This is a genomic window from Escherichia sp. E2586, from assembly GCF_005781105.1.
GTDB lineage: Bacteria > Pseudomonadota > Gammaproteobacteria > Enterobacterales > Enterobacteriaceae > Escherichia.
The window spans coordinates 14,438-28,273 of sequence record NZ_VATN01000015.1; the positions used below are offsets into that span (position 1 = coordinate 14,438).

Consider the following 13,836-nt stretch of genomic DNA (forward strand, 5'->3'; position numbering starts at 1 on the left):
CTCTTTATTTATCAGTAGTCAAAACGGTAGCTTGCGAGACGGAAGTACCGAAACGGTTTCCGACCAGGAAAGCCAGCAAACTTAGCAGTAACGAGGGCACGATAGGGTGGAAGCCCAGGTACTGAATATTCAGGGTCGCGAGCACGGCATACAGCACGCCGCCAACGATCATCGCACTTAGCGCACCTTTGGCGTTGGCGCGTTCCCAGTAAAGACCCAGCACCAGCGGCCATAGGAAAACGGCTTCCAGCCCACCGAAGGCCAGCAAATTCAGCCAGATGATCATTTCTGGCGGCTTCCAGGCGGCAAGCAGCAGCAACGCGCCGAGAATCAACGTAATCACCGCCGACATCCGCTTCAGACGCGTCTCGTTTTGCATTTGATCCGGACGGATATTCAGATAGAGATCTTTAATGATCGTAGCGGAACTTTGCAGCAACTGGGCGTTGATCGTCGACATGATCGCGGCCATCGGTGCAGCCAGGAAGATCCCGGCAGCAAACGGTGGCAGCACTTTTACCATTAACGTCGGGATCACCAGATCCGGTACGGTGAGATCGGGGATCACCGCCCGACCTAACGCTCCGGCCAGGTGCATACCGAACATCAGGATTGCGACTACAATCGTTCCGATGATGATCCCCCGATGCACTGCTTTGCTGTCTTTATAAGAGATACAGCGCACCGCAGTATGCGGCAGGCCAATAACGCCAAAGCACACCAGTACCCAGAACGATGTCATAAAGGCAGGTGACAGAATATCGTCAGCACCTTGTGGCGTAACCAGCTGTGGATCGATGGTTTGCAGCGTCTCTACCGCGTTGCTTAAGCCGCCAGCGGCATGTACCACGCCGACCAGCAGCACAATGGTGCCAACCAGCATCACCAGACCTTGCATGGTGTCGTTCAGCACACTGGCGCGAAAGCCGCCAAAGGCGGTATATAACGCAATACTGATACCGAAAATCAGCAGCCCGGTTTCATAAGGAATACCCGCCGCGGTTTCCAGCAGACGCGCACCGCCGATAAACTGCACGGTCATCGCACCAACGAACGCAACCAGCAAACTCAAACTCGCCAGCCACACCAGAAGACGACTCTGGTAGCGGGCAAACAGCATATCGTTCAGCGTCACCGCATTGTAGCGGCGCGCAAGAATCGCGAACTTCTTGCCGAGTATACCGAGCGAAAGCCAGACTGCAGGCAGCTGAATCATCGCCAGCAATACCCAACCCAGGCCGTATTTATAAGCAGCGCCTGGCCCGCCGATAAACGAACTGGCACTGATATAGGTCGCGGTGAGCGTCATCGCCAGCACAATACCGCCCATGGAACGGCTGCCGAGGAAATACTCATTGAGGAAGGTGCCGGTGCTCCGTTTACGCATCGCATAAACAGAGATACCGAACACCACCACCAGATAGGCGACCAGCGGTAGAATCACTTCAAGCTGCATCGTCATCCTCCAACGGGATATCGCGATAGATAAATTTCACCATCGCCCAGCACAGTCCAATAAACAGCAGCGGCGTCAGGATGCAGGCCATCTCAAACCAGCGCGGAAAGCCGGTAAAACCGGGGGCAACGCCAGGTAAGTAAGCGGCTACTAACCATACCGCCAGATACAAAAGGGTCAGCCCCAGCGCCCAGCGCGCCTCTTTATGGGCCTGAACAAAACGAGTGTCCATTTTTTGTCCCTGATGGGTGAAGAAAGCGGGGATTGTACCTTATGGGGGTTGTCGATCCCCAGTAATAAAAAAGGCCGGAAAATCCGGCCTTTTGACGCTTTTGCAGTCTTATTTTTCCTGAAGACCGAGTTTTTTCTCCAGATAGTGGATGTTAGTGCCACCATGCTGGAAGTTCTCGTCGTTCATGATGCGGATCTGCAGATCAACGTTGGTTTTGATACCGTCGATGATCAGCTCCTGCAGCGCATTCTTCATGCGTGCAATTGCCACGTCACGGTTCTCACCGTAGCAAATCAGCTTACCGATCATTGAGTCATAGTACGGCGGCACGGTGTAGCCCGCGTAGATATGAGACTCCCAACGTACGCCAAAACCGCCTGGTGCGTGGAAACGGGTGATTTTGCCCGGGCTTGGCAGGAAGGTGTTCGGATCTTCGGCGTTGATACGGCACTCTACCGCATGGCCGCGAACGTGAACTTCTTCTTGCTTGATAGACAGCGGCTGACCGGCAGCGATACGCAGCTGTTCTTTGATCAGGTCAACGCCAGTGATCATTTCAGTAACCGGGTGTTCTACCTGAATACGGGTGTTCATTTCGATGAAATAGAACTCGCCGTTTTCGAACAGGAACTCGAATGTACCTGCACCGCGATAGCCGATATCAACACACGCTTTAGCACAACGTTCGCCGATGTAGCGACGCAGTTCCGGGGTAATGCCCGGTGCTGGCGCTTCTTCGACCACTTTCTGGTGGCGGCGCTGCATGGAGCAGTCACGTTCCGCCAGATAGATAGCGTTGCCCTGACCGTCAGCCAGCACCTGAATCTCGACGTGGCGAGGATTTTCCAGGTATTTCTCCATGTAAACCATATCGTTGCTGAAAGCAGCTTTCGCTTCCGCACGAGTCATGGAGATAGATTGCGCTAGTTCAGCATCGCCGCGCACTACGCGCATACCACGACCGCCGCCGCCGCCGGAGGCTTTGATAATTACCGGATAACCAATGCGTTTAGCAATGGCGCGGTTTTTATCCATATCGTCGCCCAGCGGGCCGTCAGAACCTGGTACGCAAGGGACGCCTGCTTTTTTCATCGCGGCGATTGCGGATACTTTGTCGCCCATCAGGCGAATGGTTTCTGCTTTCGGGCCGATGAAGATAAAGCCGGAGCGTTCAACCTGCTCGGCAAAGTTGGCGTTCTCGGAAAGGAAGCCGTAACCCGGATGGATTGCTACTGCGCCGGTGATTTCAGCGGCGCTGATGATTGCCGGGATATTCAGATAGCTTTTTACTGACGGAGCAGGACCGATACAGACCGTTTCATCTGCCAGTAATACGTGTTTTAGATCGCGATCCGCGCTGGAGTGCACAGCGACAGTCTTGATGCCCAGTTCTTTACAGGCACGAAGAATACGCAATGCAATCTCGCCGCGGTTGGCAATAACAATTTTATCCAGCATGTTCGCCTCGTTACTCGATGACGACCAGCGGCTCGTCAAATTCTACCGGTTGTCCACTTTCGACCAGAATTGCTTTCACAGTACCGGATTTGTCTGCTTCGATCTGGTTCATCATTTTCATGGCTTCAACGATGCACAGGGTATCGCCCACGTTCACTTTCTGACCCACTTCGATGAACGCTTTCGCGTCCGGGCTTGGGGTGCGGTAGAAAGTACCAACCATTGGGGAACGTACGATGTGACCACTGATTTCCGCTGCTGCTGGCGCTTCCATGGAAGGAACGGTCGCCGGAGCGGCTGCGTTAGATTGAGCTGGCTGCTGCATCATTGGTGCAGCGTAAGCTTGTTGCATCATCGGGAAACTTGCGGCAGGTGCTGCACGGCTGATGCGTACTGACTCTTCGCCTTCAGAAATTTCCAGTTCAGAGATGCCTGATTCTTCAACCAGCTCGATCAGTTTTTTAATCTTACGAATATCCATGAGTGGGTTCCGTACTCTTTGTTTAGTGTGATTGTGACAGGCGTTTCACCGCCGTCTGTAAAGCGTATGCCCCGACAGCTGTATGCATAGCGGTAAATTCCAGCAGGCCGGGACGCCGGTCTATTTTGCCCCAGAGTGTCAATGTGAGACTTGACGGACATTGTGCAGCGATTTGCTGCTATCCTCCGGCAAAAAACAAAATATACCTTCGTTGCGCCATTGTCACCTTTTCAGCAGTTTAAAAGCTGCCTCAGGGAGAACGAGGTCGCACATTATAACGATTTCGTAGCAAATGGCAGCTAAATACTGGTCTTATCAGGGAAGATAATCAACAGCTAACATGTAAATAACTTTCAACGTCGCGTAATTTGCAATAAGCCGCACAGTTCACGAAATTAACGCCACCATTGACGGAACTTCTTATAACGTAAGGCTAAAAGCAATAATGCCAGCCCGGCGTAGATGAGCGGCTGCGGTGAGATAACCTTCACTGACCACAGATAATGTATGGGGGCCAGGATCGCGACAAGATAGACGAAGTTATGCAACTGTTGCCAGTGTTTGCCTAGTTTTCGCTGCATCGCTTGTGTAGACGTGAATGCTAAAGCAAGCAAAATCAACCAACTGATAATACCCAGGGTTAAATAAGGTCGGGTGATTAATTCCTGACCGAATAGCGCCAGGTTGTTCACGCCAAGTTCCAGTAATGCATAACTGGTTAAGTGCAGCGTCGCCCAGGTGAAACACCATAAACCTAACAGGCGGCGGGTGCGTATCAATAATGGCTGCTTAGCGTAGCGCGCCAGCGGGGTAATTAACAACGTCGCCAATAAAAATTTCAGCGCAGTCCGACCGGTAAAATGCTGAATATCTTTCACCGGGTCGGCACTTAGCCCGCCATGATTGATTGCCCAAACCAGCCAGACAAACGGCAAAAATCCGGCAAGATGCAGGCAAAATTTCAGCCAGGTAACCTGTTTTGCAGTCAAACGCACTTAGAAGTTCTCCCGTAGATCCAGTCCGCGATAAAGTGACGCGACTTCATCGGCGTAGCCGTTAAATAGCAGTGTCGGCTGGCGTTGCACATCCAGGATGCCACCTGAACCGATAAATCGCTCAGTGGCCTGCGACCAGCGAGGGTGATCAACATGCGGATTAACGTTGGCGTAAAAGCCGTATTCGTTGGGGGCCGAAAGATTCCAGGTGGTTGGTGGGCGTTCCCGGGTCAGCTTAATGCTCACTATCGACTTGATGCCTTTAAAGCCATATTTCCATGGCACAATCAGGCGTATTGGCGCGCCATTTTGCGGCGGTAGCGCCTTGCCGTAGACGCCGACGGTCATCAGTGTGAGCGGATGCATTGCTTCGTCGAGACGTAATCCTTCTACATAGGGATATTTCAGACCGCCGCCGATAAACCTGTCCTGCTGGCCGGGCATTTGTTCCGGTGCATAAATTGTTTCGAAAGCGACGTACTTCGCGTTGCTGGTCGGCTCTGCCAGCGCCAGCAGTTTATGCAGCGGAAAACCAATCCACGGCACCACCATCGACCACGCTTCCACGCAGCGCATCCGGTAAATCCGCTCTTCTAACGGGAATCGACGGGTTAGCGCATCGTGGTCGAGGGTTAACGGTTTACTGACTTCACCACTGATTTTCAACGTCCACGGATCGGTTTTCAGGCTGCCAGCATTCGCGGCGGGATCTGCTTTATCCAACCCAAATTCATAGAAATTGTTGTAGCCGGAAACTTTATCTTCCGGTGTCAGTGGCAGGTTATTTTGCCAGGCAGCAGGCTTGCTGAACTCCAGGGGTTTTCCGGCAGGCGCGGGCGGGCGATCGTTCCCTTTGAACCAGCCAAGTAAATCCGCGTGGGCGGCATTTGGTATAGAGAGGGCGGCGGCGCTGATGCCTAATGCTTTCAGGATCTGGCGCCGTTGCATAAAAAAAGCCGATTCGGCAGTGACATCGGCTTCTGTAAGTTGACGAATTTTTTTCATAACAGACTCCCGGTATGCTCATGATTACTATGGCAGGGAGAATGTCAAAGTGCTGCTAAAATTCGTTAACGATATGTAAATTATTTTATGCTAACGCTTAGTTAATTTTTACCAGCGTACGGCCCTGGATCTGATTGTTAATAATGGCCTCGGCAAATTTTGGTGCGTCAGCCAGTGAAATCTCTTTTGCCGCCTGGGTATAGAATGATTCCGGTAAATCGGCAACCAGACGCTGCCAGGCTTGTGCGCGGCGTGCTGGTGGCGTCATCACCGAATCCACGCCCTGCAGGCGAACGTTACGCAGAATAAACGGCATGACGGTGGTTGGCAGGGTAAAACCACCCGCCAGACCACAGGCTACCACACAGCCGCCGTAGTTCATTTGCGCCAGCACTTTCGCCAGCACTTTGTCGCCCACAGTGTCAATCGCCCCGGCCCAAAGCTGTTTTTCCAGTGGACGGGATTCAGCAAATTCATCACGCGGCAGAATTCGGCTGGCACCTAAACTTTTCAGATATTCATGGGTACTTTCGCGACCGGAAACAGCAACCACCTGATAACCTAACTTATGCAACAGCGCCACGGCAGTACTACCAACGCCGCCGCTGGCGCCCGTCACCACAATCTCGCCATCTTCTGGACGAATACCGGCATCTTCCAGTGCCAGCACGCACAGCATGGCGGTAAACCCAGCAGTACCAATAATCATTGTTTTACGCGCGTCCAGACCTTGCGGCATGGCAACCAACCAGTCGCCTTTTACGCGCGCTTGTTCTGCCAGCCCGCCCCAATGATTTTCACCAACACCCCAGCCCGTGAGTAACACTTCTTGACCAGCATGAAAACGAGGATCTTCACTGTCGCGTACGGTTCCGGCGAAGTCGATGCCAGGAATCATCGGAAAATTGCGGATTATTTTTCCTTTACCGGTTATTGCCAGCGCATCTTTATAATTCAGGCTCGACCAGTGGACATCGACCGTCACATCGCCTTCCGGCAGGCGACTTGCGTCCAGAGTCTGTACAGATGCGAGGGTTTTGCCGTCCTGCTGTTCTAAAAGTAACGCCTGCATAAGAAGTCCTCATGTGCATGATGGATTGGAAAATAATTTCTGAAGACTATACTCGCTAATTGAAAAGCAAAGTCGATGAAGCGCAATAAATTGCGAGATAAATCTGATTTGCTAGTATGCCCGCTTCCTCACTATCGGAGTTAACACAAGGATGAGATTAACGACGAAATTTTCGGCCTTTGTCACGCTGCTCACCGGGTTAACGATCTTTGTGACTTTGATGGGCTGCTCGTTAAGTTTCTATAACGCGATTCAGTATAAGTTTAGCCATCGCGTTCAGGCGGTGGCGACGGCGATCGATACGCATCTGGTGTCGTCTGATTTCAGCTCGCTGAGGCCACAAATCAGTGAACTGATGATGTCAGCAGATATCGTTCGCGTGGACCTGTTACACAATAACAAACAGGTTTATACCCTTTCCCGCCAGGGGAGTTACCGTCCTGTTGGCACCAGCGATCTGTTTCGCGAACTGACCGTTCCGTTAGTTAAACATCCAGGAATGTCGCTACATCTGGTTTATCAGGACCCGATGGGAAACTATTTTCACTCGCTGATGACCACCGCGCCGCTCACTGGGGCAATTGGTTTTATTATTATTATGCTCTTCCTTGCAGTACGCTGGTTGCAGCGGCAACTTGCCGGGCAAGAACTACTGGAAACTCGCTCGGCGCGTATCTTAAACGGGGAGCGTGGGCCGAATGTGCTTGGCTCCATCTATGAATGGCCGCCAGGAACCAGCAGTGCGCTGGATATGCTGCTTTCAGAAATTCAGAATGCGCGTGAACAGCACAGCCGTCTTGATACGCTGATTCGCTCTTACGCCGCGCAGGACATCAAAACCGGCCTCAATAACCGTCTCTTTTTCGACAACCAGTTGGCTACATTGCTGGAAGATCAAGAGAAGGTAGGGACTCACGGGATCGTGATGATGATCCGTCTACCTGATTTCAATATGTTGAGCGACACGTGGGGACACAGCCAGGCCGAAGAACAGTTCTTCACTCTGACGAATCTGCTGTCGACATTTATGATGCGCTATCCAGGTGCACTGCTGGCGCGCTATCACCGTAGCGATTTTGCCACGCTGTTGCCGCATCGGACTTTAAAAGAGGCGGAGAGCATTGCCGGGCAGTTGATCAAAGCGGTTGATACCTTACCGAGCAATAAAATGCTCGATCGTGAAGATATGATTCATATCGGCATCTGTGCCTGGCGTAGCGGCCAGGAAACAGAACAAGTGATGGACCATGCCGAATCCGCCACGCGTAATGCGGGATTACAGGGGGGTAATAGCTGGGCGATTTACGATGACTCATTACCAGAAAAAGGGCGCGGCAACGTTCGCTGGCGTACACTAATCGAACAAATGTTGAGTCGTGGCGGTCCCAGGCTTTATCAAAAACCTGCGGTCACCCGGGAAGGGCAGGTTCATCATCGCGAAATTATGTGTCGCATCTTTGATGGTAATGAAGAGGTAAGCTCGGCGGAATATATGCCGATGGTGTTGCAGTTTGGTTTATCGGAAGAGTATGACCGCCTGCAAATCAGTCGTCTCATCCCGCTGTTACGCTATTGGCCGCAAGAAAATCTGGCGATTCAGGTGACCGTTGAGTCGTTGATCCGCCCGCGTTTCCAGCGTTGGCTGCGCGATACGTTGATGCAGTGTGAAAAATCACAACGAAAACGCATAATTATTGAACTTGCAGAGGCTGATGTTGGTCAACATATCGGTCGCTTGCAACCTGTCATTCGTTTGGTGAATGCTTTAGGGGTTCGAGTTGCCGTTAACCAGGCTGGATTGACGCTGGTAAGTACCAGTTGGATCAAAGAACTGAATGTCGAATTACTCAAGCTTCATCCGGGGCTGGTAAGAAATATTGAGAAGCGAACGGAAAACCAATTGTTGGTTCAGAGCATGGTAGAAGCCTGTTCCGGGACCAATACCCAGGTTTACGCGACTGGCGTACGTTCGCGAAGCGAGTGGCAGACCCTGATTCAGCGCGGGGTTTTGGGTGGCCAGGGGGATTTTTTCGCGTCCTCACAGCCACTTGATACTAACGTGAAAAAATATTCACAAAGATACTCGGTTTAACCTGCCGTTTGATCCGTTTTCACGTAGAATAACGCGCGCTGCGTTTCGTGGGAGTGTGCTTATCTGCTCGCCAGATTGTTGCAGCACATATGCAGATGAATGACCTTACGCAGTTGCAAACAGGCGAGGAATGCTGTTGACGCATTTAGCCTAATCTGGACTCAGGCAGAGATTTGTAACAAAGGAAACGAACTGCACTAATTTTCACCGTAGCAGATGATTTTTGCGCCTTGTCGCTGCTGCGTGTGGTTGGTAAAGTAAGCGGATTTTCTTTTCCGCCCCAGCTTTCAGGATTATCCCTTAGTATGTTGAAAAAATTTCGTGGCATGTTTTCCAATGACTTGTCCATTGACTTGGGTACTGCGAATACCCTCATTTATGTAAAAGGACAAGGCATCGTATTGAATGAGCCTTCCGTGGTGGCCATTCGTCAGGATCGTGCCGGTTCACCAAAAAGCGTGGCTGCAGTAGGTCATGACGCGAAGCAGATGCTGGGCCGTACGCCGGGCAATATTGCTGCTATTCGCCCAATGAAAGATGGCGTAATCGCTGACTTCTTCGTGACTGAAAAAATGCTCCAGCACTTCATTAAGCAAGTGCACAGCAACAGCTTTATGCGCCCAAGCCCGCGCGTTCTGGTCTGTGTGCCGGTTGGCGCAACCCAGGTTGAACGCCGCGCAATTCGTGAATCCGCGCAGGGCGCTGGCGCCCGTGAAGTGTTCCTGATTGAAGAGCCGATGGCCGCGGCAATTGGCGCCGGTCTGCCGGTTTCTGAAGCGACCGGTTCCATGGTGGTTGATATCGGCGGTGGTACTACTGAAGTTGCCGTAATCTCGCTGAATGGCGTGGTTTACTCCTCTTCTGTACGCATCGGCGGTGACCGCTTCGACGAAGCCATTATCAACTATGTTCGTCGTAACTACGGTTCCTTGATCGGTGAAGCGACAGCAGAGCGTATTAAACACGAAATCGGTTCGGCTTATCCGGGCGATGAAGTGCGTGAAATTGAAGTTCGTGGTCGTAACCTGGCTGAAGGTGTTCCACGCGGCTTTACGCTGAACTCCAACGAAATCCTCGAAGCGCTACAAGAGCCGCTGACCGGCATCGTTAGCGCAGTGATGGTTGCGCTGGAACAGTGTCCGCCGGAACTGGCTTCCGACATCTCTGAGCGCGGAATGGTGCTCACTGGCGGTGGCGCATTGCTGCGTAACCTTGACCGTTTATTAATGGAAGAAACCGGCATTCCAGTCGTTGTTGCTGAAGATCCGCTGACCTGTGTGGCGCGCGGTGGCGGCAAGGCGCTGGAAATGATCGACATGCACGGCGGCGACCTGTTCAGCGAAGAGTAATCGGATGCAGGCAGGGGAAGCGTTTGTTTATCCTGCCTGGTCTGATACGAGAATACGCATAACTTATGAAGCCAATTTTTAGCCGTGGCCCGTCGCTACAGATTCGCCTTATTCTGGCGGTGCTGGTGGCGCTCGGCATTATTATTGCCGACAGCCGCCTGGGGACTTTCAGTCAAATCCGTACCTATATGGATACCGCTGTCAGTCCTTTCTACTTTATTTCCAATGCTCCTCGTGAATTGCTGGATGGCGTATCGCAGACGCTGGCCTCGCGTGATCAACTAGAACTTGAAAACCGGGCGTTACGTCAGGAGTTGCTGCTGAAAAACAGCGATCTGCTGATGTTGGGACAATATAAACAGGAGAACGCGCGCTTGCGTGAGCTTCTGGGTTCTCCGCTGCGTCAGGACGAACAGAAGATGGTGACCCAGGTTATCTCTACTGTTAACGATCCGTACAGCGATCAGGTTGTTATTGACAAAGGCAGTGTCAACGGTGTTTACGAAGGCCAGCCAGTCATTAGCGATAAAGGTGTGGTCGGCCAGGTGGTGGCGGTCGCAAAACTGACCAGCCGCGTACTGCTGATCTGCGACGCGACCCATGCGCTGCCGATTCAGGTGCTGCGTAATGATATCCGCGTTATCGCGGCGGGTAATGGCTGTACTGATGATTTACAGCTTGAGCACCTGCCAGCGAATACTGATATTCGTGTTGGTGATGTATTGGTGACTTCAGGTCTGGGCGGCCGTTTCCCGGAAGGTTATCCGGTGGCGGTTGTCTCTTCCGTGAAACTCGATACCCAGCGCGCATATACCGTGATTCAGGCGCGTCCGACTGCGGGACTGCAACGTTTACGTTATCTGCTTCTGTTGTGGGGGGCGGATCGTAACGGGGCCAACCCGATGACGCCGGAAGAGGTGCATCGTGTTGCTAATGAACGCCTGATGCAAATGATGCCGCAGGTATTGCCTTCGCCAGATGCAATGGGGCCAAAACTGCCTGAACCGGCAACGGGAATTACCCAGCCAAGCCCGCAGCAACCTGCAACAGGTACTGCCGCTGACCGCTCTCCACAAAGGGCTACGCCGCCGCAGAGTGGTACTCAACCACCTGCGCGTACGCCAGGAGGGCAATAGTGGCGAGCTATCGTAGCCAGGGGCGCTGGGTTATCTGGCTCTCTTTCCTCATTGCGTTATTACTGCAAATTATGCCCTGGCCGGATAATCTTATCGTTTTCCGGCCTAACTGGGTTTTGCTCATCTTATTGTATTGGAGCCTCGCCTTGCCCCATCGCGTAAATGTGGGCACAGGTTTTGTGATGGGTGCCATACTGGATCTGATCAGTGGCTCCACGCTCGGTGTACGGGCGTTATCGATGAGTATCATTGCTTATCTGGTCGCGCTGAAATTCCAGCTTTTCCGTAATCTGGCATTGTGGCAGCAGGCGCTGGTCGTCATGTTGCTTTCGTTGGTTGTGGATATTATTGTTTTCTGGGCAGAGTTTTTAGTGATCAACGTCTCTTTCAGACCGGAAGTGTTCTGGAGTAGTGTAGTCAATGGTGTGCTCTGGCCGTGGATTTTCATGCTGATGCGCAAAATTCGTCAGCAGTTTGCAGTGCAATAAAGGTTTCTATGACTTCTCTGTATTTAGCTTCCGGTTCTCCGCGTCGGCAGGAGTTACTTGCGCAACTTGGCGTTTCCTTCGAACGTATCGTTACGGGCATTGAGGAGCAACGCTTTCCGCAGGAGAGCGCGCAGCAATACGTTGTGCGTCTGGCGCGCGAGAAAGCTCAGGCGGGCGTCGCGCAAACGGCGCAGGATCTCCCAGTGTTGGGGGCGGATACCATTGTGATTCTGAACGGCGAAGTACTGGAGAAACCGCGCGATGCCGATCATGCGGTGCAGATGTTGCGCAAATTATCGGGGCAGACCCATCAGGTAATGACGGCAGTGGCGATGGCCGACAGCCAGTACATTCTCGATTGCCTGGTGGTGACCGATGTGACTTTCAGAACGTTAACAGATGAAGATATCGCGGGCTATGTCGCCAGCGGTGAACCGTTAGATAAAGCAGGTGCATACGGTATTCAGGGGCTTGGTGGTTGTTTTGTCAGGAAGATAAATGGCAGCTATCACGCCGTAGTCGGCTTACCGCTGGTTGAAACGTGTGAATTATTGAGTAATTTTAACGCACTGCGTGAGAAAAGGGATAAACATGACGGCTGAATTGTTGGTAAACGTAACGCCTTCGGAAACACGAGTGGCGTATATTGATGGCGGTATTCTGCAGGAAATTCATATTGAACGTGAGGCGCGACGCGGAATAGTAGGCAATATCTACAAGGGTCGTGTAAGTCGCGTACTTCCGGGTATGCAGGCGGCTTTTGTAGATATTGGGCTGGATAAAGCTGCGTTTCTACACGCTTCTGACATCATGCCGCACACCGAATGTGTGGCAGGTGAGGAACAAAAACAATTTACGGTGCGTGACATCTCGGAACTGGTCCGTCAGGGGCAAGATCTGATGGTACAGGTGGTGAAAGATCCGCTTGGTACCAAAGGCGCGCGCCTGACCACGGATATCACGCTGCCATCTCGCTATCTGGTGTTTATGCCAGGAGCGTCTCATGTTGGGGTTTCCCAACGTATCGAAAGTGAATCCGAACGTGAACGCCTGAAAAAAGTGGTCGCCGAGTATTGCGACGAGCAGGGCGGATTTATCATCCGTACCGCGGCAGAAGGTGTAGGCGAAGCTGAACTAGCTTCCGATGCCGCTTATCTGAAGCGTGTCTGGACCAAAGTCATGGAGCGTAAAAAGCGCCCACAGACGCGTTATCAACTGTACGGTGAACTGGCGCTGGCGCAGCGTGTGCTGCGTGATTTTGCCGATGCCGAGCTGGACCGCATTCGCGTTGATTCACGGCTGACTTACGAAGCATTACTTGAGTTCACTTCTGAGTACATTCCGGAAATGACCAGCAAGCTGGAGCATTACACGGGGCGCCAGCCGATTTTCGATCTCTTTGACGTCGAAAACGAGATTCAGCGGGCGCTGGAACGCAAAGTTGAGTTGAAGTCTGGCGGTTATCTGATTATCGACCAGACCGAAGCGATGACCACCGTGGACATCAATACCGGGGCGTTTGTCGGTCATCGCAATCTGGACGACACCATCTTCAATACTAATATTGAAGCGACGCAGGCCATTGCTCGCCAGTTACGGTTGCGTAACCTGGGCGGAATTATCATCATTGATTTCATCGACATGAATAATGAGGATCACCGTCGCCGCGTACTGCATTCGCTGGAACAGGCGCTGAGCAAAGACCGGGTGAAAACCAGCGTTAACGGCTTCTCGGCGCTGGGGCTGGTGGAAATGACGCGTAAACGCACCCGCGAAAGCATTGAGCACGTACTGTGTAACGAATGCCCAACTTGCCACGGTCGCGGAACGGTGAAAACCGTGGAAACGGTATGCTATGAAATCATGCGCGAGATTGTTCGCGTGCACCATGCTTACGACTCTGACCGTTTTCTGGTCTATGCTTCTCCGGCAGTTGCCGAGGCCTTGAAAGGCGAAGAGTCGCACTCGCTGGCGGAAGTGGAAATTTTTGTGGGTAAGCAGGTTAAAGTACAAATCGAACCGCTCTACAACCAGGAGCAGTTTGACGTCGTCATGATGTAAACAAATGCTGG

At 52.2% G+C, this 13,836-nt stretch carries 13 protein-coding genes; 6 read left to right on the forward strand and 7 right to left on the reverse strand.

Annotation, left to right across the window (positions count from 1 at the left end; translation table 11 throughout):
* Nucleotides 1-4: 4 nt before the first annotated feature.
* From panF to FEK50_RS15490, 7 genes are all read right to left on the reverse strand, one after another.
* Nucleotides 5-1,456, reverse strand: coding sequence for a sodium/pantothenate symporter (gene panF, locus FEK50_RS15460; protein WP_130204506.1), 1,452 nt, complete (start codon nucleotides 1,454-1,456; stop codon nucleotides 5-7).
* Nucleotides 1,446-1,688 (reverse strand): YhdT family protein, encoded by a 243-nt coding sequence (locus FEK50_RS15465; protein WP_000381170.1) that lies wholly within the window; start codon nucleotides 1,686-1,688, stop codon nucleotides 1,446-1,448. The genes panF and FEK50_RS15465 overlap by 11 nt, the downstream gene beginning before the upstream one ends.
* Before the next feature lie 108 nt (nucleotides 1,689-1,796).
* Complete coding sequence (accC, locus tag FEK50_RS15470) at nucleotides 1,797-3,146, reverse strand: acetyl-CoA carboxylase biotin carboxylase subunit (RefSeq protein ID WP_000884639.1); 1,350 nt, start codon at nucleotides 3,144-3,146, stop codon at nucleotides 1,797-1,799.
* A gap of 10 nt (nucleotides 3,147-3,156) precedes the next feature.
* Nucleotides 3,157-3,627 (reverse strand): acetyl-CoA carboxylase biotin carboxyl carrier protein, encoded by a 471-nt coding sequence (gene accB, locus FEK50_RS15475; protein WP_000354618.1) that lies wholly within the window; start codon nucleotides 3,625-3,627, stop codon nucleotides 3,157-3,159.
* A gap of 395 nt (nucleotides 3,628-4,022) precedes the next feature.
* Complete coding sequence (msrQ, locus tag FEK50_RS15480) at nucleotides 4,023-4,622, reverse strand: protein-methionine-sulfoxide reductase heme-binding subunit MsrQ (RefSeq protein WP_130260189.1); 600 nt, start codon at nucleotides 4,620-4,622, stop codon at nucleotides 4,023-4,025.
* Nucleotides 4,623-5,627: a protein-methionine-sulfoxide reductase catalytic subunit MsrP gene (gene msrP / locus FEK50_RS15485; protein WP_131160895.1), complete on the reverse strand. Its 1,005-nt coding sequence runs from the start codon at nucleotides 5,625-5,627 to the stop codon at nucleotides 4,623-4,625.
* Nucleotides 5,628-5,724: 97 nt separating this feature from the next.
* Nucleotides 5,725-6,699, reverse strand: a complete 975-nt coding sequence (locus FEK50_RS15490; protein WP_131160896.1) for an MDR family oxidoreductase — start codon at nucleotides 6,697-6,699, stop codon at nucleotides 5,725-5,727.
* A gap of 151 nt (nucleotides 6,700-6,850) precedes the next feature.
* Between FEK50_RS15490 and csrD the strand changes: the two genes are divergently transcribed.
* From csrD to rng, 6 genes are all read left to right on the forward strand, one after another.
* Nucleotides 6,851-8,791 (forward strand): RNase E specificity factor CsrD, encoded by a 1,941-nt coding sequence (gene csrD / locus FEK50_RS15495; protein WP_131160897.1) that lies wholly within the window; start codon nucleotides 6,851-6,853, stop codon nucleotides 8,789-8,791.
* 305 nt (nucleotides 8,792-9,096) lie between these two features.
* The gene (gene mreB, locus FEK50_RS15500; RefSeq protein ID WP_000913396.1) at nucleotides 9,097-10,140 is read left to right on the forward strand and encodes a rod shape-determining protein MreB; all 1,044 of its coding nucleotides are present in this window, start codon (nucleotides 9,097-9,099) and stop codon (nucleotides 10,138-10,140) included.
* A gap of 65 nt (nucleotides 10,141-10,205) precedes the next feature.
* A complete protein-coding gene (gene mreC, locus FEK50_RS15505; protein ID WP_130204516.1) occupies nucleotides 10,206-11,276 on the forward strand; it encodes a rod shape-determining protein MreC in 1,071 nt (356 codons plus the stop codon).
* Entirely contained in the window at nucleotides 11,276-11,764 is a 489-nt protein-coding gene (gene mreD / locus FEK50_RS15510) for a rod shape-determining protein MreD (protein ID WP_130204518.1), read from the forward strand. The genes mreC and mreD overlap by 1 nt, the downstream gene beginning before the upstream one ends.
* 8 nt (nucleotides 11,765-11,772) lie before the next feature.
* Nucleotides 11,773-12,366: a nucleoside triphosphate pyrophosphatase YhdE gene (gene yhdE, locus FEK50_RS15515; protein WP_130260185.1), complete on the forward strand. Its 594-nt coding sequence runs from the start codon at nucleotides 11,773-11,775 to the stop codon at nucleotides 12,364-12,366.
* Complete coding sequence (gene rng / locus FEK50_RS15520) at nucleotides 12,356-13,825, forward strand: ribonuclease G (RefSeq protein ID WP_000123197.1); 1,470 nt, start codon at nucleotides 12,356-12,358, stop codon at nucleotides 13,823-13,825. Before yhdE ends, rng begins: the two co-directional genes overlap by 11 nt.
* The last annotated feature ends 11 nt before the right edge of the window (nucleotides 13,826-13,836 follow it).

Excerpts from the sequence above, each read along its gene's own strand:
- mreB (WP_000913396.1), top strand. The coding sequence starts at position 9,097 with ATGTTGAAAAAATTTCGTGGCATGTTTTCCAATGACTTGTCCATTGAC.
- FEK50_RS15490 (WP_131160896.1), bottom strand. The coding sequence starts at position 6,699 with ATGCAGGCGTTACTTTTAGAACAGCAGGACGGCAAAACCCTCGCATCT.
- FEK50_RS15465 (WP_000381170.1), bottom strand. The coding sequence starts at position 1,688 with ATGGACACTCGTTTTGTTCAGGCCCATAAAGAGGCGCGCTGGGCGCTG.
- yhdE (WP_130260185.1), top strand. The coding sequence starts at position 11,773 with ATGACTTCTCTGTATTTAGCTTCCGGTTCTCCGCGTCGGCAGGAGTTA.
- accC (WP_000884639.1), bottom strand. The coding sequence starts at position 3,146 with ATGCTGGATAAAATTGTTATTGCCAACCGCGGCGAGATTGCATTGCGT.
- panF (WP_130204506.1), bottom strand. The coding sequence starts at position 1,456 with ATGCAGCTTGAAGTGATTCTACCGCTGGTCGCCTATCTGGTGGTGGTG.
- msrP (WP_131160895.1), bottom strand. The coding sequence starts at position 5,627 with ATGAAAAAAATTCGTCAACTTACAGAAGCCGATGTCACTGCCGAATCG.
- csrD (WP_131160897.1), top strand. The coding sequence starts at position 6,851 with ATGAGATTAACGACGAAATTTTCGGCCTTTGTCACGCTGCTCACCGGG.
- accB (WP_000354618.1), bottom strand. The coding sequence starts at position 3,627 with ATGGATATTCGTAAGATTAAAAAACTGATCGAGCTGGTTGAAGAATCA.
- rng (WP_000123197.1), top strand. The coding sequence starts at position 12,356 with ATGACGGCTGAATTGTTGGTAAACGTAACGCCTTCGGAAACACGAGTG.
- mreC (WP_130204516.1), top strand. The coding sequence starts at position 10,206 with ATGAAGCCAATTTTTAGCCGTGGCCCGTCGCTACAGATTCGCCTTATT.